Origin of the sequence: Vibrio sp. SBT000027 (genome assembly GCF_963894355.1) — a bacterium.
Taxonomy (GTDB): Bacteria; Pseudomonadota; Gammaproteobacteria; order Enterobacterales; family Vibrionaceae; genus Vibrio; species Vibrio splendidus.
Genome location: NZ_CAWQGD010000004.1, coordinates 2265065 through 2287236 on the forward strand (window position 1 = coordinate 2265065; position 22172 = coordinate 2287236).

Genomic DNA, 22172 nt, shown 5'->3' on the forward strand with positions numbered 1-22172 from the left:
TATTAATATCTATAAATGAAATTAACCGTATTCTATCAACTGATGAATGCTGTAACGTCAAGAAGTGTAAATCTAGATTAAATTCCATTTACGTTTCTTGGCGAATTGCACAAACCAAACACAATGTAGAAAGCGAGTTACCTCAAGGTGTTACCTATCACTACGTAAACCTTAGTACAGATGTTCACTTCCCGAGCAATATGCGTACTTTTCGCCATCTTTGCCCAAAAAGGCAGCATTCAACACAAAACCATAAGAAAAACTCTTTACAGGTTTAACGTGTTTGCTATGATGCGCTCCGCACTTGAGAGATGCGTTGGGAAAAACATCTCTTTAGCCTATCCATTATGAGTTAGGAAAAACACCCTGGAGGGGTTCCCGAGTGGCCAAAGGGAGCAGACTGTAAATCTGCCGGCTCCGCCTTCGATGGTTCGAATCCGTCTCCCTCCACCATATTCTTCTTACCTCTTTTGAGAGTTAAGAGAACAACCTGATTGATGGGCTTATGGGAAAACATCAATTTAGGCTTACTTTGTGAAGAGTAAGACACACCCTGGAGGGGTTCCCGAGTGGCCAAAGGGAGCAGACTGTAAATCTGCCGGCACTGCCTTCGATGGTTCGAATCCGTCTCCCTCCACCATATTCTTCTTACCTCTTTTGAGAGTTAAGAGAACAACCTAGTTGATGGGCTTATGGGAAAACATCAATTTAGGCTTACTTTGTGAAGAGTAAGACACACCCTGGAGGGGTTCCCGAGTGGCCAAAGGGAGCAGACTGTAAATCTGCCGGCACTGCCTTCGATGGTTCGAATCCGTCTCCCTCCACCATATTCTTCTTACCTCTTTTGAGAGTTAAGAGAACAACCTAGTTGATGGGCTTATGGGAAAACATCAATTTAGGCTTACTTTGTGAAAAGTAAGACACACCCTGGAGGGGTTCCCGAGTGGCCAAAGGGAGCAGACTGTAAATCTGCCGGCACTGCCTTCGATGGTTCGAATCCGTCTCCCTCCACCATATTCTTCTTACCTCTTTTGAGAGTTAAGAGAACAACCTAGTTGATGGGCTTATGGGAAACATCAATTTAGGCTTACTTTGTGAAAAGTAAGACACACCCTGGAGGGGTTCCCGAGTGGCCAAAGGGAGCAGACTGTAAATCTGCCGGCACTGCCTTCGATGGTTCGAATCCGTCTCCCTCCACCATATTCTTCTTACCTCTTTTAAGAGTTAAGAGAACAACCTGATTGATGGGCTTATGGGAAAACATCAATTTAGGCTTACTTTGTGAAGAGTAAGACACACCCTGGAGGGGTTCCCGAGTGGCCAAAGGGAGCAGACTGTAAATCTGCCGGCACTGCCTTCGATGGTTCGAATCCGTCTCCCTCCACCATATTCTTCTTACCTCTTTCGAGAGTTAAGAGAACAACCTGATTGATGGGCTTATGGGAAAACATCAATTTAGGCTTACTTTGTGAAGAGTAAGACACACCCTGGAGGGGTTCCCGAGTGGCCAAAGGGAGCAGACTGTAAATCTGCCGGCACTGCCTTCGATGGTTCGAATCCGTCTCCCTCCACCATATTCTCCTTAATTGGAAAATCGAAAAGCCAACTCATTGAGTTGGCTTTTTTCGTTTCCGAGCCTTCCTGCAAAGCCCTTCTTAGCCCAATACAATCGTAGACTCTATTCAAACTATGTAGACCTACAGAACTTGATGTATTCAATACTTCTTAGATTCCATAATCAAATAATCACATCCCTTATTAATCTATTGAGATATATCAATATTTTATAAAACAATAAGCATAAGGTTTTCCTGCAAATACTCATTAAAACGCACAATGTCGTTTAGGCTAAGCAAGGGAAATAAATCATGAATAACAACTATTGGATGATGAATCTGTGTCTTATTGGATTAACAGCGTGTGGCGGCGGAGGGTCCAGTTCTCCTTCGGCTCCCGCATCATCATATATTTCTACCAATCAATATATGCCAGCACAGCATAACGCTGTTTGGCAATATAGTGATGACAATACAGGGCAAAGCTATCAAGTCACCAGTTCTCCAGTAACCATTGATGCTAATGGTATTGAGACATTTTCACTGAATTGGGTCCACAGTGGATTTACCCAATCTTTCGAATACAAAGATGATCAGCTGAATCTAAAAGGTCTCACCTTCAATCAAGTTTGGGTTAATGGTGTTCACTACAAAGCGCACTTTGATATTTCAAACACTCCATTTACCCTTCTACCGGCTTACGCTGAATTAGGAGGACGCTTGGACACAAGCTATACCTCTGCCGTAACCACCATTACACCAGATATAGGCCCCGCATATACAAATGTCCTACCGATATGGAAAAATCATGGTATTGAAACCATAGTAACTCAACACGGTTACTATGAGGCCGTGCACATCGAGTTCACCCTAGCGTTTGATGTGACGGTCGATACGCCTGCCTATGGGACGATCAACCTAGATCAAGTATCACTAATGCAAGAACTTTGGTTTTCACCGGGGATTGGTATTGTCAAAATCAAAGACTCTAGCTCTTCAATTACCTACCCAGCTGAACTCTCACTCGACAGCTTCAATCGCTATCGAGACCAAGATGATGAAATCGCATCACTGCCAGTTGCCATTGAAATTGATGAAAAGAGCCCTTGGAAAAATCTACATAAAGCCTTTGGTATTGAGGCATTTTATGGAACTTGGGCAGAAACCACTAACCAATGCTCACCCGTACCATCAGATAATGCACGATACCAACTCGCGCTATCGCAAGACAGTTACACACTAACAAAGGTGACTTATCAAGATGGGGACTGCAGTATTAACGGAACGAACGTATTCAAAACTGAATCCGTAAAATCAGGTGACTATACGTTTATCAATAACGGTCAACCTTCAAACACCCTTTCGCTCAAACTTAGCGTTCAGTCTGAAAGTTTACGTGAACAGCGCCCTGATAGTCCTTGGAGTAATTACTATGATGGAACAAGCGGTGTCGAAGAGAGCATCAGCCTCAAAAAGACTGGCGATAACCAGCTAAAGTTTGAGATCTATGATTGGGGAAGCATGCACACTCATACACTGAACTACGCGCCATAGCTCACTCTCAGTACTAATTGCTTTCTGAATATAAAAAAGAGCCCTCACCTATTTGGCGAGGGCTCTTCGTTTAATCACGAAACTGGACTAATTAGCCTTGAATACCAACAATTAACCAAGGTGCATTGTCAGTTGTTAGGTCACGCTCTAGGTGCCAGATATCTGTGATATCTTCTTCAACGCCATCCGCAGTGTCACGGTAACGACCGCTGAACTGAAGGCTTAGCTGTGCTTTGCTACCATCGTGGTCTGCACGAACGATTTCAGCATCAACGTACATTACGTCTGTGTGCTGATCACCGTCTAGCTTATTACGTTCAGCTTTTAGGTCTTCAAATAGGCTTGGAGATACATATTCTTCAATCGTGTTTAGCTCGTTGTGATTCCATGCACCTTGCAGTGTACGGTAGTGCTCACGAGAACCGTTGATGAATGCCGCTTGATCAAAGCCCGGTGGGTAGTTATGTGGAACATCGCTTTGTGCACCAAAACCGAAACCACCAGCAGCGCCTTGTGATTGAGGTTGTGCTTGCTCGAAGTTATGAACATTTGGCTGTTGCTTAGGTTGTTCAAACTTGTTCTGACCCATGCCGCCGAATGCTGGCTGTTGACCACGTGCATTCTGCTGATTCATTGAGCCCTGCTTCGCACCCAACATTCCGCGTAGAAATTTAAACGCTAGGAAAGCAATCAGACCCATAATCAGAATATCCATGAACTGGATACCTTCAAATGCGCCACCAAAAAATGCAGCTAAAAGACCACCAGCAAGTAAACCACCTAGCAGACCGCCCATAAGGCCTTTCTTGCTAGAGTTAGCTGCTGTGTTCTTACCCGTTTGATCTTGACGGATCGAATTCGTGTTTTGTTGTTTTGGTGCTGGAGCCGTTTTAAAGCTTTTGCCAAATGACTTACCACCACCAAACTTTTTCGCTTCCGCGATTGGCGTCACCGCGACTGTTACCAACAGGATCGCGACTAGTGAGAAAAATCGTTTCATTATTATCCTTTATAGGTTTTTTATCTTTCGACACCTTAATCATACTCGTTAACAAAGAACAATGAAATATTCACGGCGTTTACACATGTATCATAATATTGCGGCTATTAATTGATTACTAAACTAGCGAAGGGATTGACGGCACTCTGGGGCAGCATTAAAATATTGAACGATGTTCATTTAATAGAAAGTACCCATGGCAAGACGAAACGATCATACTCGCGAACAATTAGTGCAATTAACCTTAAAAACGGTGACCGACTTCTTAGAAGAGCACTCTTATCACGAGCTAAGTCTGCGTAAAATCGCCAATATGATTGGTTATGTTCCAAGTACCTTGGTGAATGTATTCGGCAACTACAACCTATTGCTACTGCATGTTGTTGCTCAAACATTAGATGAACTGGCGTCAGAATCTGCTGTAGCAGTTGAACAATCGAGCAATCCTCAGCAAGCTCTATTCAACCTTGCCTACTGCTACCACGATTTTGCACAAAAACACCCTCACCGTTGGCAGCTTATCTTTGAGCACAACATGAACGGTGAAAACCTTCCTGAATGGCAATCGAACCGTATCGATAGAATGACAGGTATGCTAGAGCAACTATTAATCGCGATTGCTCCTGAACATACTGAAAGCGAAGTCGTTAAAGCCAGCCGTGTATTATGGTCTGGAGTACATGGAATTACTCTACTTAGCGTTGATGATAAATTTTTCGCCTCTGAGCCTATCGATGGTAAAGAGTTGATCAATAACCTAGTCTCAAACTACTTAACCAACTGGTAATCATCCAAGGAAAGACAATGAACAACAGCAGCCAATCTTCGCTGTTAACGCAAAAAAGGTTCCTACCCTACTTTATTACCCAATTTCTGGGAGCCTTTAATGACAACATATTCAAAAATGTTCTGTTACTGTTTGTTGCTTTCGCAAGCGTAGACACGCTACCTATTTCCAGTAATTTATTTATTAATTTGGCCGCTGGCCTTTTTATTCTGCCCTTCTTCCTATTTTCTGCTTTGGCTGGTGTGCTGGCTGACAAATATGAAAAATCGTGGTTTATCCGTAAAGTTAAGCTTCTTGAAGTGGTGATAATGTCACTGGGTGCGGTCGGATTTATCTACGAAAGCTACGAAATATTACTACTGCTTTTGTTTTTGATGGGGACACAAAGTGCCTTCTTTGGCCCCGTTAAGTACGCCCTACTTCCGCAACAGTTAGAAACCAAAGAGCTTGTGTCCGGAAATGCTTTGGTTGAAACAGGCACATTCTTAGCCATCCTAATCGGTACTCTAGGTGCTGGTATTATTGCATCTGAAGAAAGCGCGAAGCTCATTGCTGCGATATGTATTGTTTCGTTCGCCGTGCTTGGCTATGTATCAAGTTGCTTTATCCCAGAAGCGCCAAGTAACGCACCAGATCTGAAAGTAAAGTGGCAGCCAGTAAAGCTAACCCGCGCAACACTCGCTATTGCCAAAAAAGACCGCCCAACCTTTCAAGCACTGATGTCGATCAGCTGGTTCTGGTTCCTCGGTGCAGCTTACCTCACTCAGTTTCCCAACTTCACCAAGGTTTACCTAAACGGTACTGAAAGCGCTGTCGCGTTTTTGTTGGCACTGTTCTCGGTCGGCATTGCGATTGGCTCGTTGGCTTGTGATAAGTTATCTAATCACCGCATTGAAATCGGCATCGTGCCAATGGGCAGCCTGGGTATTTCGATCTTCGGCCTGTTGATGGCGATATCCATCCCAGAGTCTTTGCCTGACTTTAACTCTTTCCATCAGTTTGTGACGTATTCAGAACTATGGCCGCTGTTTGCTTATCTTCTACTACTGGGGATCTCTGGTGGTATTTTTATTGTTCCGCTTTACTCTCTAATGCAGCTACGGGCAAAGCCAAATGAGCGAGCTCAAGTAATCGCCGGGCTCAATATCTACAACTCGCTATTCATGGTCGGGAGCGCTGTTTTAGGTATTGTTTGCCTTAGTATTCTGGAGCTTTCAATTCCACAGCTATTTGTACTGCTCGCGATAGGAAACACTTTGGTTATGCTGTATCTGTTTTATCAGGTGCCTATTTACGCTTTCCGTTTCTTTACGTGGGTGGTCACTCACACCATGTACCGAGTTAAACATAAAAATTTACATCACCTGCCAGAAAAAGGCGGCGCATTGATTATCTGCAACCATGTGAGTTATATGGATGCATTATTGCTGAGCGCCGTTTGCCCTCGCCTGATCCGCTTTGTGATGGAAGAAGATTACACCAAGTTGCCGCCTATTCGACGTTTCTTGAAAAGAGCTGGGGTTATTCCAATCTCCGCAACCAACCGTAGCTCTATTCGAAATGCTTTTAAAGAAGTAGAACGCGCTCTGCATGAAGGCCACATCGTGTGTATTTTTCCAGAAGGAAAGCTAACCTCTGATGGTGAAGTCGCAGAGTTCATGCGTGGTATGGAGCTGATTATCAAACGATCTCCTGTGTCAGTCATTCCAATGGCTCTCAAAGGGCTATGGGGCAGCTACTTCAGTCGTTACAAAGGCAGTGCCTGCAAAGGGTTACCAACCCGCTTCTGGACCAAGTTAGAAATAGAAGCTGGCAAGCCAATTCTCGCTAAAGATGCCTCGTGCAAAACTCTTCGGCAGTCAGTCTCAGACCTTCGTGGAACACTACGCTAGCTAACCAGCCCTTTATTCATATCAGCTGAACAAGCGTTAAGTTTTCCTTAACGTTTGTTCAATTCATTTAGACTTACTTATCATTTTATTGAACGTATAGTGGTCTCATTACAATAACGCGACAATACAACAAGACTCTAAATACAATGAATCTAAAAAAGTCTGCTCCATTTTATCTTGCTGCACTGTTTTGCTTAACACCTTGGGTAAGCTCTCCGACGGCCCTCGTTATTGGCTTCCTGCTTGCTAGTTTAGGTTTAGTCCCTGAGCATCTAGAAGTAGGCAAACTCACAAAGAAGTTACTGGCCTACTCGATTGTCGGCTTAGGCTTTGGCATTCAGTTTGAAAAAGCATTGGCGGTAACAGGCGACGGTATTGGTCTAATTGTCACGACCATCATTGGTACGTTAGTCATTGGTTGGTTCTTAGCCAAACGAATGGGGTTGGATCGCACCACGGGTTACCTAATCTCTTCAGGTACCGCTATTTGTGGTGGTAGCGCGATAGCAGCTGTGGCACCTGCGATTAAAGCAGACGATGAACAGATTGGCTTGGCGTTAGCTACGGTATTTGTGTTGAACTCGGTAGCTCTATTCTTATTCCCGATGATTGGCCACGCGCTTGAGTTAAGCCAACAAACATTTGGTACTTGGGCCGCCATTGCAATTCACGATACATCTTCTGTGGTAGGTGCAGCTTCGGCTTATGGTGAAGAAGCACTGACGACAGCGACAACATTGAAGCTCGCTCGTGCACTTTGGATCATCCCAATCGCTTTAGTCAGCGCGATGATCTTCAAGAACGATCAAAAGAAGATTACGATTCCTTACTTCATTTTCTTCTACTGCGCCGCCATTGCTATCAGTGACTTGCTGCCACAATTTGAGATGGTCTACCAAGGGATCTTTGATGTGTCCAAACGCGCGTTGGTTGTGTGTCTGTTCTTAATTGGCTGTGGTATTTCTGTAGAGAAGTTAAAAGCAGCAGGGCCGAAGCCATTGATGTTTGGTATTACGATGTGGACGATGATTTCGACGGGCTCTTTGGCGTGGTTAACTCTTGCTTAGTTCGCAAAGAAACGCTTTAACTGGTTGTTCGGTTACCTAGACACTCAGATTAGCGAGCAACAAAACAAAAAGGCAAAGCTCCAATGGGCTTTGCCTTTATCGTTTGTGGTAACGATATTCTTTGTTGCAACAATCACAAATTAAACAGGGGCTTATCACTCTTCTTGCTCTCTCTTTTCATTAAAACAAGTACCACAACCAACACAAATGCGGTGAGTTCGGCCAACGATCGAGTCAACCCTGACGAAGTGACCGCTTGGCCTATCTGCAGTAAAACCGCAATGATGAGGGCAATTTTCATAATAAGACCTTATTCTATAATCCGTTATTTATAGGGCTTATTATGATGGATGGTTATAAAGATAATAAATTCTGTTTTGAACTATCTAATTGCTAAATTAACTAACCTAGCATAATTGGCCCTCTAACCACTTAATAAAGGTTCTAACCTTAGGCCGCTTTTCCGTGCCCAACGGACAGATCAAATCATACCCTTTGTCTGTATCCATGCTCGGATAAGGCGTTATGAGCTCACCAGTCTCAATGTACTGCTTAACAAAATGATAGCGCCCCATCGCGACACCGAGATTGCTCAGGGCACTTTTTACGCCCATATCCCGATGGCTCACGCAATAAAACTGCTCAAACAAGTTCACATCCAAGCCGTTATGCTTAATCCAACGCTGCCACACGTCTGACCCTAATGCATGAATGAAATTAATCCGATGTAACGACTCTACACCATCATCAAAGATGTTGTGTTCAGCCGCATAACTCGGCGTACACACTGGAATATACTTTTCACCAAACAAGCGCTGTCGATGCATATCTTTGAGATCTTCAGCACCATAGTAAATAGCGACATCGAGATGATTTTGATGAAAATCCTGCTCTTCTTGCGAGAAAATGTTGAGGTTAAACTTAGGGTATCGCTGTTTAAAATCAGCCAATCTTGGTAGTAGCCAACTATTGGCAAAGGCAGGACTGGTTCCGATATTGATCTGTCCATACAGATCTGTGTTGGTAATATCTTCGATCTCACCAAAAATAGAGCTTAATGACTTAGATAACGTTCGTTGAAAGCGCTGACCTTCTTCAGTCAGTTCAAGTTTACGAGTCCCTCGCACAAACAAGTTAAATCCGAGTTCACCTTCTAACACTTTGATTCGATGGCTTACCGCCCCCTGAGTCAGATGCAACTTTTTCGCCGCTAGCGTAAAGCTCATTTTCTCTGCCGCAACATTAAAAGTATGAAGATTTCTAAGTAAAGATTGATGGTTAGCCATACGAACTCATGCATTAAAAATTTTAATCCATAGTACTACCCGTTTCGTTTGTTTGCATTAAGAAATAAGTTTCTAATGGCCGCAGTTACTTAAAGCACTGCTTCGATCAACATTTGACTCCATACGTTGACGAGCAGAAACATTAAAAAAATTAATTACAAACTTAGGGGCACATATGAATATACTCGGGTATATGCAAAAAGTAGGTAAGGCATTGATGGTTCCCGTAGCCACACTGCCAGCTGCAGCAATCCTTATGGGGATCGGCTATTGGTTGGATCCTGTTGGTTGGGGTTCTGAAAGTATCTTAGCCGCATTCTTGATCAAATCTGGTGGGGCAATCATCGACAACATGGCGGTTCTGTTCGCGGTGGGTGTCGCATTTGGTTTGAGCCGTGATAAGAATGGTTCTGCGGCACTGTCTGGTTTTGTTATGTTCCTTGTCGTCACCACTCTACTTGCTCCGGGCTCTGTGGCTCAGTTAATGGATGTTGAACTCAGTGAAGTGCCAGCGGCATTTGGCAAAATCAGCAACCAATTCGTAGGTATCATTGTGGGTATCATCTCTGCTGAGATCTACAACCGCTACTCAACCGTTGAACTTCCACAAGCTTTAGCGTTCTTCAGCGGTAAGCGTTTGGTTCCTATCCTGACCTCAATCGCAGGTATGGCTCTCTCTTTTGCTCTACTTTACATCTGGCCAGCTGTTTACGACGCTCTGATCATTCTGGGTATTAAACTAGAAAGCATGGGCGCAGTGGGTGCCGGTCTGTTTGGTTTCTTCAACCGTTTGTTCCTATCAGTTGGTATGCACCACGCCCTTTATCCTGTGTTCTGGTTCGACGTTGTGGGTATTAACGACATTCCAAACTTCCTAGGCGGAGCACAATCTATCGCTAACGGTACGGGTATTCCGGGTAAAACAGGCATGTACCAAGCGGGCTTCTTCCCGATCATGATGTTTGGTCTTCCAGCAGCAGCATTGGCGATGTATCACTGCGCTGACGCGAAAAACAAGAACCAAGTATTCGCAATCATGCTTGCCGCAGCGATGGCTTCATTCTTCACCGGCATTACAGAACCGCTAGAATTCAGCTTCATGTTCCTAGCTCCTGTATTGTTCCTACTGCACGCCGTGTTAACAGGTTTATCGCTTTACATTGCAGCAAGCATGGAATGGATGGCAGGCTTCGGCTTCTCTGCAGGCTTTGTTGACTTAGTGCTATCAAGTCAAAACCCACTAGCAACTAACTGGTACATGTTATTAGTTCAAGGTGTGGTGTTCTTCGCGCTTTACTACGGTATTTTCCGCTTCGCTATCATCAAGTTCAACCTGCGCACTCCAGGTCGTGGTGAAGAGATGGAAGCAGAAGGCGAGACAGAATCTCCAGAAGCGTTAGTTAGCCTAACCAACAACTACATCGAAGCTATTGGTGGTGCAGACAACATTCTAGAAGTAGACAACTGTATTACTCGCCTACGCTTAACAGTAAAAGACTCGTCAGCAGCAGACAGTGGCAAACTGAAAAAACTAGGTGCTGCAGGCGTCGTTCCCATTGGGAAAGGTGGCCTACAAGTCATTATCGGTTTAGGTAAGGTAGATAAGGTTGCTGAACAAATGAAGAAGGCACTCGCTTAAGTTAAACAACCAACTGGAAAGATAAAACCCTTAATGACCAGATAAAATATTAAGAATTTGTGACGGCTTCACCACCGTCACAACCCCCTGAAGCGCAATTACGACTAGTCACCGTGTATTGCGCTTCATTTTATTGTTCTCAGTTCTATTTAGAACGTATCTGCTGTAGCCACTGCGCTAATCCAGCGCGTGAGACCTTAATACCCTGCTGTTCTTGCTCAGGCATTCGATAATACTCAACAGGAAATTTGAACCGTTCAAGACGGCCATTCAATTGCTCAGCAAACCACTCTTTGGTTGGCAAATCAGCACAATCCACAATAGCGACAGGTCGGAATCCGAACTCATCGTCTTCAATAGGAACAATAAACGCCTGATTAACCTCAGACAATTGGTTGAGTGCTCGCTCAATCTCTTCGCAATGAATGTTCTCACCACCAGAAATAAACTGATTGTCGGCGCGACCAATAATCGACACTTGTTCACCAACCCACTCACCAAGATCTTTGCTATCGAACCAGCCGTTCTTATCAACTAATGGCGTTAATTTACCTTGGTGGTAATAACCGGAAGCGAGCGTATCGCCGCCAATAAAGATACGTTGTTCTTCAATTTTCAGCTGGCGATGGTTAAGGACACAACCTGCAGTATTACTAGAATCAACGGGCTTCGCAGTCACTGTTGAAGCCGCTTCTGTCATGCCGTAGCCAAGCCATGTTTCGACACCCATTTGTTGAGCTTCAAGCCCAAGAGCCTCAGGTATATGGCTACCACCCAAAAGTACATGCGTTAAAGTAAGTGCTTGCTTACTCTTTAGTAATCGATGTAGCTGAGTAGCGACTAATGAAGCGTGACTGCACTCTTCTATATCAGTCTCAAGCTGACCTGTGCCTATCTTGATGCAGCCACCAGCCGCTAACCAACGATGAACTATCGCCAGCCCCGACACATGGTACATAGGTAAACTCAGTAACCAAGTGTCACCTTGTTGATAACGAAACACCTCAAGCAACCCGACCGCCGAGCATAAATGTTGCTCAAGCGTGTGAACCACTGCTTTGGGATTTCCGGTAGAGCCAGAAGTGAATACGATGCTCGCTAGATTTTTCGGATTGAAGTTGGAGTCTTGAGATGTCGTTATCCGATTATCATCACCATCGACCTTCACTTCATTTAAGCAAGACAAGGTCACCAACTGAGTATTTAAATCGACAGTCTCTGATTGCTCTATCCCGCTACTGTCCAAAAGCCAAAGGTAGCTTTGTTGACCTGCTTGATATAAGGAATCGAGCTTTTGCTTCAGGCGTAAGCTAGGCTGAGGCATCGTAAACGCACAAACCACACCCAAATTGAGTGCGGCAAGGTAAACAGGGGTCACTTCAGCTTGATTCTTACCAACAACCGTCAGTACATCACCTTCAGATAGGCCTTGATGAGATAGCTGTTGTTGGTACTCACTCACTAGCACAGACACTTGCTGCCAAGTATAAGTGTGGTGAGTAGTAGTCACTAACGCTGTTTGATGTGGGTTTTGCTGCGCCCACTGTACCCAAAGCGGGTGATGATTAGATTGTGGGCGCATCATAAGATAACCAAATTATAGATTGAAAACGGTCTAAGCCAATCGAACGATCAGCTTAAGAAGACCAAATCAATTGTTGCTGTTCAAGAGTAGAAACCGGAAGCTGACAACCCGGCCAAGAAACCTCTAGCTGTTGCTGATACAAGCCAATTGTATCAAGTCCTGGAACTTCATTAGGCAAGTATTGTTGTGCTAATCGAGCAATCTGAGTTAAGCCAAGGCTCGACTCTATGCTTGAGCTTAATACAGGCTTAATGCCAAGTTGCTGTGCTCGCTCAATGATTGCCACACAACGCTCGACAGAACCAATAAGAGTTGGCTTGATCACGACAGCTTTAACACCAGTAAGGTCGCTAAGATCAAACTCTGGGCTTCGCACCGCTTCTTGCAATGTTTCATCCCATGCAATCGCTACGCCATGGTCAATGGCAAATGCCAAGCTGTCTTCTGGTTTTTGGCAAGGCTCTTCAATAAAGCTAATACGTTGACGCAGTGACGGCGCAATGTACTTGATAAACTGCTTAGCCTTTTCCGGCTTCCATGCACGGTTAGCATCAAGTCTTAAGGTTAAATCAGGGATCGACTCAAGGAATAAGCTGACAAGCATGCCATCACGAATCGCTTCGTAGAGACCGACTTTCACTTTCGCGACCTTCTCGCCTTTCATCTCATTCAGCACAGGGATCAATTCATCTGGGTCGCCTGTACACAACGGCGCAGCTTGGTAGTTACCTTCAGCGTTGAGTTCGCCTCGTAATTCCATCATCGCCATTGAAAAGCCGAAGGCAACAGAAGGATATAGCTCATCAAAAGGCGTTTGAGGGTTATTGTGGCTCCAAAGCTCTAATTCGTGTTGAAGCTGAATGCCAGCTTGTTCGGCATCTTCTTGGCTAAAACCTGGCAAAGGTGCGACTTCGCCAAAGCCAGTTTTACCATCACACTCTAGTTGGATGATATAGCCAACGCGTTCGTTCAACTTATTGTCACGAAGAATCACGCCACTATCCATAGGCAATTGATAACGGTAGAGTTTAGCGTGACGCTGAGAATTCACTGAGTTCATAAAGTTTCCTAAAAAACGGGGAACATCAAAACAAAACGAGCCGCTATTAGCGACTCATTTTAAAGAAGAGAAAGACTATGGGTTACGCGGAAATTTGTCGAAATCAGGTCGACGCTTCTCGTTAAATGCATTTCGGCCTTCTTGGCCTTCTTCTGTCATGTAGAACATCATGGTTGCGTTACCCGCCAACTCTTGTAGACCGGCTTGACCATCACAGTCTGCGTTTAGTGCAGCTTTCAAGCAACGCAGCGCCATTGGGCTATGTTGAAGCACTTCACGACACCAACGAACGGTCTCTTTTTCTAGGTCGGCAACAGGCACCACGGTGTTTACCAGGCCCATGTCCAATGCTTCTTGAGCATCGTAGAAACGACACAAGAACCAGATTTCACGTGCTTTCTTCTGACCAACGATACGAGCCATGTAAGAAGCACCCCAACCGCCATCGAATGAACCGACTTTAGGACCCGTCTGACCGAACTGAGCGTTTTCAGCTGCGATAGTAAGGTCTGCCATCATATGAAGTACATGACCGCCACCGACTGCCCAACCCGATACCGCTGCGATTACTGGTTTTGGACAAGTACGAATTTGACGTTGGAAATCAAGTACGTTCAAGTGGTGTGTACCTGAATCATCTTGGTAGCCGCCGTAGTCACCACGAATACTTTGGTCACCACCAGAACAGAACGCCTTCTCACCAAGACCCGTCAAAATGATTACGCCAACCTTCTCGTCATAACGAGCATCAGCCAGTGCATTGATCATCTCTTTTACGGTTTGTGGACGGAACGCATTGTGGACTTGAGGACGTGCAATCGTGATTTTCGCAATACCGTCGTCAGACTTGTGGTACTGAATATCTTCAAATTGACTGCTTTCATCGCTCCAGTTAACTGCCGCGTAAAGTTCTTCTTCTGTGATGCCTACTGTTTTAGCCATGGTGATTCCCATTGTTCTATTAGAGACCACGACTAACAAGTAGTCGTGACGGTGTTGCTCTGCTTTTGATAGTGCTTGAGACTAGAGATCCGCTCAGTCAGATTAGCGACGACTGGCGATACATTGGATTATCAAGTTTGAAAACAACTCTGGTTGCTCAAAATGAACATTATGACCAGCGTAGTCGACCTGACTATATTCAAAGCCACTATTCTCAGCTAGCTCCATGAATTTACGATCTTTTTCTCCACACACATAATGCAATAAATGCTCATGAGATTTCAATGTGGCACGTAAATCCGGTTGCTTAGCTAACGAAGTAGATAACAACATATTTGCTACGGATACTCCAAGGTTACCACTACGCTTTATGACCAAAGTTTGTCTTTGCTCATGATTTAGTGAAGAAAAGACGCTTTGTTGATACCAATCGTCTAAAACATCTTCAATCGACTGCTGCGCAAAGCGAACAGCCCACTGCGTATCATGTACTAACCTCTGTGCTCTTTCTTCATCACATTCCAAGCCAAAGTTGCCACCTTCAATGATGACTTTCTCTAGGTTGAGCGTCTCAAAGCAAGGGCTTGTCACTCCATACATGGCGAGCCTTCCCCCCATAGAGTAGCCAATCACCACGATAGGATAATCAGCAGGAAGATCGTTTAGCGCCAATTGAGCTGAGATGCACTGGACAATTTTCTTGCAGCAATGATCAAACCCTACCGGATCGATAAAGCGACTTTGTCCGTGTCCGGGTAAATCGATGCAAAGGAGAGGAAAATTCTCGAGAAATGGATGACATGCACTCCAATCATCCCCGCTTCCGAGTAAACCATGTAAAAAAACAAGCAAAGGTTTGTCGGAAGGTTCTTGTACAGCTGGGTAATAATTGGAGTAAAGCATGTAAAGTCCTTAGGCTAATGCCTCGGTGAGCATTGAACTGAATTGTTTCAGTAAAGTAGACGCTTGTTCGGGAGGCGTCTTAACTTCAACGAGCAAGGTACCCTGACCCTGTTCGAAATGTTGTTCGATAATGTTTTGATAGCAATTCAAAGTTTCTGGCGCCGCGTAACCAAGTTGGAACTGCGCAGCAGCGTGTTCAAAACTGAAACCATGAGGCATTTGATAGAGTGACTGTTTTTGCTGCTCTGGTACCGGCAACAAGTCAAAGATCGCACCACCGTCATTGTTGGTCACAACAATAACCATCGGCGTTAAATTATGAGTCAGCAGAGCCAGTGAATTGAGGTCGTACAACAAAGAGGTATCACCAATCAACATCAACAAAGGATTCTGGTTGGCTTTCACCACGCCCGCAGCCGTCGCAACCAAGCCATCAATGCCCGATGCACCACGGTTACTGTAAACTTGATTCGCAGATATTGATGACAGCATATCCACCAGCCTTACCATCAAGCTATTTCCCACAAATAGCTCTCTGCCTTTAAGTCTAGACGACAAGTCAACGGCAACACTGAGTTCCGTCAATTGGTCATTGTTGGATATTTGCGCGAGGGCGAGTTGCTGAACAGTATTCGCGATTTCGACCAAAGGAGCCGCCCAACCTGCATGCTGGCCTAACAAGGTGGGTAAATGCTGCTCTGACACCCATGACTCGATATCAGCAACGATATGGGTTTGAGGCAAATGATCTTGGTTGATTCGGTGCGTATCTGGTGACACAACAATATATTGTGATGAGCAGAATGATGATGCTTGCGACTTTATCCAATGATTAAGGCGCTTAGAAACAATGCGTTCACCGAACTGAAGGATAAAATCACATTGGTTAAGTTGTTCTTTCGCTACATCACTCTGCATCCACAGATCATAATGTTTCCAATCACTTGTGACACCTGATTGAGGGTCACAAAAAACTGGCCAACCTAATGCAGTGGCAAACTGCTGAGCTTTTGTCGCTTGTTCAATATCTAGCGAACCGAGAATAACCACACCCTTACGTCCAAGATACTCACCTAGAGCAATAAGTTGTGTGTTTACTTGATAAGGTAAAAACGTTTGGCTGTAACAACCTGCTCCCGATTTCCACCCAGCGACACTGGATGTGTATTCCGCATACATTTCCGCGCTATTCCCAGAATATAGAGGTTCTGAGAACGGACAGTTGATATGAATCGCACCACCAACATTGCGTTGTTTCACTAGGGCGTGATCAACCGATGTCAGTAACCAATTCAGAGAAACTTGTGTACTAGGGCTTGGTAAGTTTAAAGCACTTTCAACATGGGAAGAAAAGATACCCTGTTGCTGAATCGCTTGATTGGCACCACAGTTGACCAAGTCGATGGGTCTATCAGAGGTCAGCAAGATCAGCTTCTCTCGTGTCAGCCCAGATTCAGCCGTCGCAGGAAGAAGGTTAGCGACAGCAGTACCAGAGGTAACAATCACGGCAACTGGCTTAGCACTGGCTTTAGCTAAACCTAAAGCTAAGAATCCAAGACCACGCTCATCAAAGTGCGTGTGTAAGGTTAACTTGGGATTAGCTTCCGCTTCGAGAGTTAATGGTGTTGAGCGAGAGCCCGGTGCGACACAAACATGTTCAACACCGTTGCGTGCTAGCTCTTCAAGTAATGTGTGACTCCAAACTCTATTTAATACGGCTTGGTCATGATTCATGACGCCACACCCAACGGCGGGTGATCCGAAATCAAGCTGAGTAAAGTCGACATCTTCTTGTTCAATTCTTGCCATTCATGCTCAGCAACCGATCCCGGCACGATCCCCGCACCAGCAAACAGCTGTACTTGATCGTTTACAACTAGCGCACTTCGAATCGCGACACAAAACTCCGCTCTCTGATGACTGATATAGCCAACAGAACCTGCATACCAGCCTCGCGCAAACGGTTCGTGTTCAAGAATGAAATCCATCGCCTCTTTACGCGGTAAACCCGCCACCGCAGCAGTCGGCTGCAATGCAGCAAGCAACTGTACACCGTTAACGCCATTATTAAGCTGAGCGTGGATATTACGCTTAAGATGCTGCACCTTACGCAAGCGCACAAGACGCGTATCCTTTTCAACATGGACCGTTTGAGAATGAGGAGTGAGGCGCTCAATGATGTCATCTACCACATACTGGTTCTCATTGAGGTTTTTACTGTCTTGAGAAAGCCAGTTCGCTAACTCCATATCTTCTGTCGCGTTTTCTCCGCGACCAATGGTTCCCGCTAGAGCTTCAGTATCAAGCTCTGTCCCATATCGGCTGTACAAACGCTCTGGCGTTGAGCCAATAAAGCTGTGTTTAGAATCCAATACCAACATAAAGTGAAAGCTGTGATGGTTTTGCAGGTAGCTGGCCTTGAGTAATTGAGCCGCGCAGATTGGCGCATCGAGCTGCAGTGTGGTTTTACGCGCTAAAACCACTTTCTTGTACTCTTCGTCACTAATGCCCTGAAGCACTTTATCGACCAAATTACCCCACTGTTCTCGTTCTGGAACGTGGTTAATCTGTTCAATGTGAGCCGACAAAGGTGCCAATATCGCCGCTTCTACAGAAAGCTTATTCAAAGCATTAATGGAGGCAACGCGATCAGGAGACAAGTTAACCGCTAGCGACCAAGTGTCGTCAAAGCGGATTAATTCAACCTGAGGAAGGAAGAAAAACGATTCCATGCAACGACGGTTCTTTGCGGTATGCCCATCAAATGAACGTCCACCCCAAATTCGTTGGTCTTCACCAAGAATTGCGTACGCGGGAGCAGGATCAGAAAAAGTGTGCAGTTGACCGAGCGCGACCACTTCTTCACGAGTGTCGCGTGACTGCCAGTAGAACTTTGGAAAGAGCGGTTGAGCATGAAGCCATTCTATAAATGCAAACGATGGTTTTTGCGTTAGAACTTCAACACAACGAACTTCACTTGCTTGGGCATTTTGTACTCGCTCAATCAAAGCGGAGATAGTTTGCTGGAAATGTGACAAATCGACCTCGTTCACATCTAAATTATTATTATATTAGTTTGATACTTTATGGGCAGCACCCACTTAGATCAAGAATCTACTATATCTTTTGAACATTCCTGTGATTTTAAGCGATCCAGCCTCTTTATTCATCTTAGACAACAACAAAGAAAGCGATTAATTAAAATTTAGAAAAGAGTGACAACAAAAAGACCAAACGTGACACTGAAATGCGACATTCATCAGATTTTTATTCTATCAAACCCCATTTTGCGGTACTTTAATAAAGTATTTAAATTAATTTCAGGAAATCGGCAATGCAAAATATCGGGATGTCGTCAAAACTCAACAGCGTATGCTACGAAATCAGGGGGCCTGTACTCAAACATGCTAAGCGCATGGAAGAAGAAGGGCATAAAATACTGAAGCTTAATATTGGTAACCCCGCCCCATTTGGTTTTGACGCCCCTGATGAAATCCTTGTTGATGTAATTCGTAACCTACCGACATCTCAAGGTTACTGTGACTCAAAAGGCATCTATTCAGCCCGCAAAGCGGTTGTTCAGCACTACCAGAAAAAAGGCCTACGTAACCTTGATGTAGAAGACGTTTACATTGGTAACGGCGCATCAGAGCTTATCGTTATGTCTATGCAGGCGCTACTGGATAATGGTGATGAAATCTTAGTTCCCGCTCCGGACTACCCACTATGGACAGCGTCTGTTGCGCTTTCTGGTGGTACACCGGTTCACTACATGTGTGATGAAGATGCTGATTGGTATCCAGATCTAGACGACATGCGTGCGAAGATCTCACCAAAGACTCGCGGCATCGTTCTTATCAACCCGAACAACCCAACGGGCGCGGTATACAGCCGTGATTTCCTATTACAAGTTGTTGAGATTGCTCGTGAGCACGGTTTGATCATCTTCGCTGATGAAATCTACGACAAAGTGCTTTACGACGGTGCCGTACATACTTCAGTCGCAACGCTTGCTGAAGACGTACTAATGGTCACATTCAATGGTCTATCTAAGGCTTACCGCGTGTGTGGTTTCCGTGGTGGCTGGATGTTCTTAACGGGTCCGAAGCACATAGCGAAAGGCTACGTTGAAGGGCTAGAAATGCTCGCCTCGATGCGTTTGTGTGCCAACGTACCCATGCAGCACGCTATCCAAACGGCACTGGGTGGTTATCAGAGTATCAACGAACTGATTCTTCCTGGTGGTCGACTGCTTGAGCAACGTGACCGTGCATGGGAACTGATCAACAAGATCCCTGGCGTTTCTTGTGTAAAACCAAAAGGCGCGATGTACCTGTTCCCTAAGATCGACACCAACATGTACAACATCAAAGACGATCAGAAATTCGTGCTCGATTTCCTTAAGCAAGAGAAGGTGCTATTGGTTCAAGGTACTGGCTTCAACTGGCCAAAACCGGATCACTTCCGCATCGTGACTCTGCCACATATCGAAGACCTAGAAATCGCGATTGGTCGTCTAGAGCGCTTCTTACAGACCTACAACCAAGACGACCTCATCGAAGGTTAATTAACACAAAGAAAGATGACTACAATTTGCTGTTTTAAAAGACTTTAACTTGTAATCAATCACTTCTATGCTTAAAGGGCTCCTGTTTGGGAGCCTTTTTTGTATCCGCTGTCTCGTATGCCTGTGCAAACACAAGATACGAGTGGAGAATTATTTATACCAATCACAGTAAGTAAGTGATCAGAAATAGCGCAGGAAAAAAGCTTGAGAACAAGGCAGCTATTTTCGACAAGCAGCTTCGATAAGTAGTTATTCTACAATCAAAAATTCTAACAAAGTTATCGAGTTTTTTAACAAGCTAGGATGACCAGTTATTTACTACGATTGGTACTATAAGGACATTTATGAAACAGAGCCATTTCTTCGCCCATCTCGCACGTATGAAGCTTATCCAACGCTGGCCTTTGATGCGTTCAATCTCAAGCGAGAATATTTCAGAACATAGCCTACAGGTGGCTTTCGTCGCACACGCCTTGGCATTAATTAAAAATAAGAAGTTTGATGGTCAGCTCAACCCCGAGCACATTGCTCTGCTTGGCATGTACCACGATACCAGCGAGGTACTGACTGGGGATTTACCAACTCCGGTTAAATACTACAACCCAGACATCGCCCAAGAGTACAAGAAGATAGAAGCGGCAGCAGAACAAAGACTGCTTTCAATGCTACCGGAAGAATTCCAAGACGATTTCGCGCCCTTCTTAATATCCGGAACAGCAAACAAAGAAGAACAAAACATCGTCAAGCAAGCCGACACTATCTGTGCTTACCTCAAATGCTTGGAAGAACTCAGCGCGGGAAACCACGAATACGAGCAAGCGAAACGCCGACTGGAAGAAACACTCGAACAGCGTAAAAGCCCAGAAATGGACTACTTTCTCACCACATTTGCGCCAAGCTTTGAATTATCACTAGACGAGATAAGCTAGCTGGGTATAACTTGAGTGTAATTAGCTAAATAAATCAGATTGATAGGTGCTATTTTGACTTCTCCACTCGAACCACCATTTGAACTCGAACAAGAATGGCAACATCGAAATGACGATGAACATAAAATAAGGCGTGATGACCATCGTAGCCCGTATCAACGCGATCGTGCGCGTGTGCTTCACTCTGCGGCTTTTCGTCGCCTCCAAGCAAAAACTCAAGTTCATGGCACCACGGTAAACGATTTCCACCGAACTCGCCTTACCCATTCGCTAGAAGCCGCACAACTTGGTACTGGCATTGTCGCTCAACTCAAGAAAAAGCAGCCCGAGTTTCGAGATCTTCTCCCCTCAGATAGCTTGATTGATTCACTGTGTTTAGCTCACGACATCGGCCACCCGCCTTATGGGCATGGTGGTGAGGTCGCACTCAACTATATGATGCGCGACCATGGTGGCTTTGAAGGCAATGCCCAAACGTTCCGAATAGTGACTCAGTTAGAACCCTACACCGAACATCACGGGATGAATCTATCTCGACGCACTCTGTTGGGGCTGATTAAATACCCTTCACTTCTTAGCGAAGTTCAAGCTAAATTACAGTCTGAGCCTGTTAAGCACCAACGACAACTCCGAGCCAAAGATTGGATGCCAGCAAAAGGCATCTACGATCATGATGAAGAACTTTTTAACTGGGTACTGGAGCCGCTTTCAAGCAGCGACCAACAGCTTCTAAAACAGAAAAGAAAAACGCATACCGAGCCACTTGAGCACAATAAGACCAAATATAAGTCACTTGATTGTTCAATCATGGAGTTGGCTGATGACATCGCCTATGGCGTCCACGATTTAGAAGATGCCATTGTGCTTGGCTCTGTGACCAAAACACAATGGGTAGATTCAGCTTATCCTCAACTGAAAGAGATGGCCGATCCTTGGATCTGTGAGCATTTAGATTCGATTACAGAGATGCTTTTTTCGGGAGAGCAATATCGTAGAAAAGATGCGATTGGTGGGATAGTTAACGCTCTGTTGACCAGTATTTCGATTGAACGAGTGGATGCTAGCTTTGAGAATGTGCTGTTGGCTTACAATGCCGTGCTTGAACCGAGCATGGATGGCACACTCGATAAACTGAAGCACTTTGTCAGCGAGTTCGTGATTCAAGTGCCTCAGGTTCAAGTCATCGAATACAAAGGCCAACAGATCATCATGGATATGTTTGAAGCATTCAGCGCAGATCCTGAACGCTTGCTGCCACTGCCTATCAAGAAGCAATGGCTACAACATCAAAATGAATCAAGAAAGATGCGCGTGATTGCGGATTACATCTCATCAATGACCGATGACCTTGCGCAGAAAATGCATCAGCAATTGTTCTCAGCTCATACCGAGTTTTAATTCCTGA

The 22172-nt window shown here is 44.9% G+C and carries 17 protein-coding genes and 7 tRNA genes; 15 read left to right on the forward strand and 9 right to left on the reverse strand.

Going from position 1 to position 22172, the window contains the following annotated elements; all coding sequences use genetic code 11:
- Positions 1-368: 368 nt before the first annotated feature.
- The 8 genes from AACU28_RS19980 (at position 369) to AACU28_RS20015 (ending at position 3110) form a co-directional block, all read left to right on the forward strand.
- A tRNA-Tyr gene (locus AACU28_RS19980) sits at positions 369-453 on the forward strand.
- A 102-nt stretch (positions 454-555) separates the two neighbouring features.
- Positions 556-640: transfer RNA gene (locus AACU28_RS19985), tRNA-Tyr, on the forward strand.
- Positions 641-742: 102 nt separating this feature from the next.
- Positions 743-827: transfer RNA gene (locus tag AACU28_RS19990), tRNA-Tyr, on the forward strand.
- 102 nt (positions 828-929) lie between these two features.
- A tRNA-Tyr gene (locus AACU28_RS19995) sits at positions 930-1014 on the forward strand.
- A 101-nt stretch (positions 1015-1115) separates the two neighbouring features.
- Positions 1116-1200 (forward strand) — tRNA-Tyr (locus tag AACU28_RS20000).
- 102 nt (positions 1201-1302) lie between these two features.
- Positions 1303-1387: transfer RNA gene (locus AACU28_RS20005), tRNA-Tyr, on the forward strand.
- Positions 1388-1489: 102 nt separating this feature from the next.
- Positions 1490-1574, forward strand: a tRNA-Tyr gene (locus AACU28_RS20010).
- A 294-nt stretch (positions 1575-1868) separates the two neighbouring features.
- Positions 1869-3110, forward strand: a complete 1242-nt coding sequence (locus AACU28_RS20015; RefSeq protein WP_102462646.1) for a hypothetical protein — start codon at positions 1869-1871, stop codon at positions 3108-3110.
- Between the two features lie 91 nt (positions 3111-3201).
- Here AACU28_RS20015 and AACU28_RS20020 read toward each other — a convergent pair whose 3' ends face one another.
- Complete coding sequence (locus AACU28_RS20020) at positions 3202-4110, reverse strand: Tim44 domain-containing protein (protein WP_017076759.1); 909 nt, start codon at positions 4108-4110, stop codon at positions 3202-3204.
- A gap of 196 nt (positions 4111-4306) precedes the next feature.
- Between AACU28_RS20020 and AACU28_RS20025 the strand changes: the two genes are divergently transcribed.
- The 3 genes from AACU28_RS20025 to AACU28_RS20035 all read left to right on the forward strand — a co-directional run bounded on the left by AACU28_RS20025 (position 4307) and on the right by AACU28_RS20035 (position 7856).
- Positions 4307-4897: a TetR/AcrR family transcriptional regulator gene (locus tag AACU28_RS20025; protein WP_004736110.1), complete on the forward strand. Its 591-nt coding sequence runs from the start codon at positions 4307-4309 to the stop codon at positions 4895-4897.
- 17 nt (positions 4898-4914) lie between these two features.
- Positions 4915-6789, forward strand: coding sequence for an MFS transporter (locus AACU28_RS20030; protein WP_017084561.1), 1875 nt, complete (start codon positions 4915-4917; stop codon positions 6787-6789).
- A gap of 146 nt (positions 6790-6935) precedes the next feature.
- Complete coding sequence (locus AACU28_RS20035; RefSeq protein WP_004736106.1) at positions 6936-7856, forward strand: YeiH family protein; 921 nt, start codon at positions 6936-6938, stop codon at positions 7854-7856.
- 133 nt (positions 7857-7989) lie between these two features.
- Here AACU28_RS20035 and AACU28_RS20040 read toward each other — a convergent pair whose 3' ends face one another.
- Complete coding sequence (locus AACU28_RS20040) at positions 7990-8157, reverse strand: hypothetical protein (RefSeq protein ID WP_169798677.1); 168 nt, start codon at positions 8155-8157, stop codon at positions 7990-7992.
- 106 nt (positions 8158-8263) lie between these two features.
- A complete protein-coding gene (locus AACU28_RS20045) occupies positions 8264-9142 on the reverse strand; it encodes a LysR substrate-binding domain-containing protein (RefSeq protein WP_061025004.1) in 879 nt (292 codons plus the stop codon).
- A 193-nt stretch (positions 9143-9335) separates the two neighbouring features.
- Here AACU28_RS20045 and nagE point away from each other — a divergent pair, with 193 nt between their 5' ends.
- Complete coding sequence (gene nagE, locus AACU28_RS20050) at positions 9336-10781, forward strand: N-acetylglucosamine-specific PTS transporter subunit IIBC (RefSeq protein WP_183091213.1); 1446 nt, start codon at positions 9336-9338, stop codon at positions 10779-10781.
- Positions 10782-10926: 145 nt separating this feature from the next.
- Here nagE and menE read toward each other — a convergent pair whose 3' ends face one another.
- From menE to AACU28_RS20080, 6 genes are all read right to left on the reverse strand, one after another.
- Positions 10927-12366, reverse strand: a complete 1440-nt coding sequence (menE, locus tag AACU28_RS20055; RefSeq protein ID WP_121603493.1) for an o-succinylbenzoate--CoA ligase — start codon at positions 12364-12366, stop codon at positions 10927-10929.
- A gap of 52 nt (positions 12367-12418) precedes the next feature.
- On the reverse strand, positions 12419-13426 hold the full coding sequence (gene menC / locus AACU28_RS20060) for an o-succinylbenzoate synthase (protein WP_004736101.1): 1008 nt from the start codon (positions 13424-13426) through the stop codon (positions 12419-12421).
- A gap of 75 nt (positions 13427-13501) precedes the next feature.
- Positions 13502-14368, reverse strand: coding sequence for a 1,4-dihydroxy-2-naphthoyl-CoA synthase (gene menB / locus AACU28_RS20065; protein WP_029222208.1), 867 nt, complete (start codon positions 14366-14368; stop codon positions 13502-13504).
- A gap of 102 nt (positions 14369-14470) precedes the next feature.
- Positions 14471-15271: a 2-succinyl-6-hydroxy-2,4-cyclohexadiene-1-carboxylate synthase gene (menH, locus tag AACU28_RS20070; protein WP_017080363.1), complete on the reverse strand. Its 801-nt coding sequence runs from the start codon at positions 15269-15271 to the stop codon at positions 14471-14473.
- Positions 15272-15280: 9 nt separating this feature from the next.
- Positions 15281-17005 carry a 2-succinyl-5-enolpyruvyl-6-hydroxy-3-cyclohexene-1-carboxylic-acid synthase gene (menD, locus tag AACU28_RS20075; protein WP_102487428.1) on the reverse strand — a complete coding sequence of 575 codons (1725 nt, stop codon included), beginning with the start codon at positions 17003-17005 and terminating at the stop codon, positions 15281-15283.
- Positions 17002-18309 (reverse strand): isochorismate synthase, encoded by a 1308-nt coding sequence (locus tag AACU28_RS20080; protein WP_004736095.1) that lies wholly within the window; start codon positions 18307-18309, stop codon positions 17002-17004. Before AACU28_RS20080 ends, menD begins: the two co-directional genes overlap by 4 nt.
- A 296-nt stretch (positions 18310-18605) precedes the next feature.
- Here AACU28_RS20080 and AACU28_RS20085 point away from each other — a divergent pair, with 296 nt between their 5' ends.
- From AACU28_RS20085 to AACU28_RS20095, 3 genes are all read left to right on the forward strand, one after another.
- Positions 18606-19838: a pyridoxal phosphate-dependent aminotransferase gene (locus AACU28_RS20085; RefSeq protein WP_017084554.1), complete on the forward strand. Its 1233-nt coding sequence runs from the start codon at positions 18606-18608 to the stop codon at positions 19836-19838.
- 344 nt (positions 19839-20182) lie between these two features.
- On the forward strand, positions 20183-20767 hold the full coding sequence (gene yfbR / locus AACU28_RS20090) for a 5'-deoxynucleotidase (RefSeq protein WP_121603494.1): 585 nt from the start codon (positions 20183-20185) through the stop codon (positions 20765-20767).
- Between the two features lie 54 nt (positions 20768-20821).
- Positions 20822-22165 (forward strand): anti-phage deoxyguanosine triphosphatase, encoded by a 1344-nt coding sequence (locus AACU28_RS20095; protein WP_121603495.1) that lies wholly within the window; start codon positions 20822-20824, stop codon positions 22163-22165.
- The last annotated feature ends 7 nt before the right edge of the window (positions 22166-22172 follow it).